Genomic DNA, 2,590 nt, shown 5'->3' on the forward strand with positions numbered 1-2,590 from the left:
CCGCGTCGCCACGCGCTGAACGCTGCCGTCGGGCTGCAGGACGTCGGCCGTCTCGGGCGCCATCTGCAGCAGGCTGCGGATGGCATTGCGCGCGCGGTCCATGGCCTGGTCCTCGATGCGCTCTGCCGCGGCGTACAGGGCCATGACCATGGCGGCCTCGGGCCACTGGCCGATGGCGAAGGCTCCCGTGACGGCAATGGCCATCAGCGCATGGATGCCCAGCTTTAGGCGCAGCACGTCGTGGATGCCGGCCTTGTAGACGCCCAGGCCCGACAGGGCAATGGCCAGCACGGCCGCGGCCATGCCGCCGTATTGCAGGGCCGGCACGCCGCCCTGGGAGCCGCTGAGCCAGTGGGCGGCTTCGGCCAGCACGGCTGCAATCAGCGCGGCCGTGATGCGCGGCCAGCCGGGCAGCACGCTGTGGTCGTGGCCGGCATGGGGATCGCTCTCGTCGTGACCGTGGTCATGGTCGTGGTCATGGGCGTGGGCGTGATCGTGGCCCTCGCCGTGCGCATGCGAGTGGCCATGGGCCTTCTTGCGGGCCGGCGTGGGCTGGGTGATGGTGAAGGGCGCGCAGCAATCGGTGCCGCAGGCGGAAGACGGCGAAGTCGAGGCGGGCGTGGAATGGGCTGGGAAGGCTTTCAGGGCCTCGTTGCCCTGAGGGCTTGGCAGGCGATTGGAGTTCATGCGAGCATTGGAAACGGTGAAGTCACTTCAAGGTCAAGCATGTCACAGCATGAATCTGCGCGCTGGCGCATCGGCGAGGCGGCCAAGCGTTCCGGCGTGGCCGCCGCCAACATCCGCTACTACGAGAAGGAAAGGCTGCTGAGCGCGGGCGTGCGCGAGGACAACCAGTACCGGCTGTACAGCGACAGCGATGTGCACCGGCTGCGCTTCATCCGCCTGTGCCGCGCCATGGACATGTCGCTGGACGAGGTGCGCACCCTGCTGGCGCTGGACGGCGCCAGCAAGGCCGACTGCGTGGCCGCCAACGAAACCCTGGATGCGCACCTGGGCCATGTGCGCGAGCGCCTGGCCGAGCTGCGCGCGCTGGAGCATGAGCTGATGCAACTGCGCAGCCAGTGCGACGGGTCGGCCAGCTACTGCCATCTGATCGAGGCCCTGCATGCCCAGGCCGACGAGCCGCTGGCGCCTGCCCTGGGCAGCTCCGGCGCCAAGCGCCATGTGTAGCGCCGTCCGCGGCTGCCTGTCTTGCGCCGGCGTCCGACGGACCGTCCCGGTACGGCTCGCTATCATCGACCGATGAGCCTCAGCCACGCAGCCCTGTCCCTTCCCGACCGCATCTGGGCGGCGCTGCGCGACCATGCGCTGGCCTGGTGGCGCAGCGTCTACCTGGGCGCCGTGCTGCTGGTGCTGGCCATGTCCCCTTCCAGCTACCGGCGCGGCGCGCGGCGTGCCATGGCGCACCAGATCTATGTGCAGACCGGCCCCATCCTGCTGGGTTTCACGGCGCTTGCGGCCCTGCTGTGCGCGGTCATCACGCGCATCGTCATCGTCACGGCGCTGAGCTATGGGCTGTCGCGCTATGCGCTGGAGATGGTGGTGCGCGTGCTGGTGATCGAGCTGATCCCGCTGACGGCCGCGCTGTTCGTGGCCATGCGCTGCACCATTCCCAACGGCACGCTGATTGCGCAGCTGCGCGCGCGGGGCCAGCTCCAGGCCTGGCAGGAGCGCGGCTCCGATCCGCTGCGCATGGCCCTGGTGCCGCGCGCCGCCGGTGGCGTGTTTGCCTCGGTCACGCTGGCCGTGCTCAGCTGCGTGGTGGCCCTGGTCACCGTCTACCTGAGTGTCTATGGCTTCACGCTGGCGGGCCTGCCCGGCTACACGCGCATCTTCGGCCAGATCTTCACGCCGGCCGTGACCCTGGTCTTCGTGCTCAAGACCTGGTTCTTCAGCCTCACCGTGGCCATCATGCCCATGGCTTCCGGCCTGTATGCGCCGCTGCGGCGCCACCGGCTCGGCGGCGCGGCGCTGGGCGGCTTTGCGCGCATGTTTGCCGTGCTGCTGGTGATCGAGGTGATCTCGCTCATGGGCAACTACTACTGAGCACGCCCGCTGAACTCCACGAACCCCACATGCACGGCAAGGCCCGTGCCAGAACAAGGAATGCCATGACCGATACGCGGCGCACGCCGCCAGACCCCTGGGACGGCGAGGAAATCGAGGCCCTCAAGCCCGTGGCGCACCTGCGCGCCAAGGCCGCGGGCCTGCTGCTGTTCACGCTGGTGCTGATTCTTGGATCGGCCCTGTACCTGCTGTACTCGCGCGGCGTGTTCGACGCCACGCAGCGCCTGGTGCTCACGGCCGACGACTCCGAGGGCGTGAGCGTGGGCATGGACATGACTTTCTCGGGCTTTCCGATCGGGCGCGTGCGCCGCATCGAGCTGGCCGAGGACGGCAATGTGCGCATCCTCATCGACGTGCCGCGCAAGGACGCGCACTGGCTGCGCGAGTCCAGCGTCTTCACCCTGGTCAAGGGGCTGGTGGGTGGCACCACCATCAAGGCCTACAGCGGCATCCTCAGCGATCCGCCGCTGCCCGACGAGGCCGTGCGCCCCGTGCTGCGCGG

3 protein-coding genes and 1 pseudogene are annotated in these 2,590 nt (G+C 69.2%); 3 read left to right on the forward strand and 1 reads right to left on the reverse strand.

Going from position 1 to position 2,590, the window contains the following annotated elements:
* Positions 1-687, reverse strand: a pseudogene (locus L995_RS15925) (heavy metal translocating P-type ATPase); the annotation flags it as partial.
* A 39-nt stretch (positions 688-726) separates the two neighbouring features.
* Here L995_RS15925 and L995_RS15930 point away from each other — a divergent pair.
* From L995_RS15930 to L995_RS15940, 3 genes are all read left to right on the forward strand, one after another.
* On the forward strand, positions 727-1,191 hold the full coding sequence (locus tag L995_RS15930) for a Cd(II)/Pb(II)-responsive transcriptional regulator (RefSeq protein WP_012204764.1): 465 nt from the start codon (positions 727-729) through the stop codon (positions 1,189-1,191).
* A gap of 72 nt (positions 1,192-1,263) precedes the next feature.
* Positions 1,264-2,067 (forward strand): MlaE family ABC transporter permease, encoded by an 804-nt coding sequence (locus L995_RS15935; RefSeq protein ID WP_012204765.1) that lies wholly within the window; start codon positions 1,264-1,266, stop codon positions 2,065-2,067.
* Positions 2,068-2,132: 65 nt separating this feature from the next.
* Positions 2,133-2,590 (forward strand): MlaD family protein (locus tag L995_RS15940; protein ID WP_047472589.1); only part of this gene is annotated, 458 nt, incomplete at its 3' end.

It is taken from the genome of Delftia sp. ZNC0008 (assembly GCF_000799035.1).
In the GTDB taxonomy this organism is placed as follows: Bacteria; Pseudomonadota; Gammaproteobacteria; order Burkholderiales; family Burkholderiaceae_C; genus Comamonas; species Comamonas tsuruhatensis.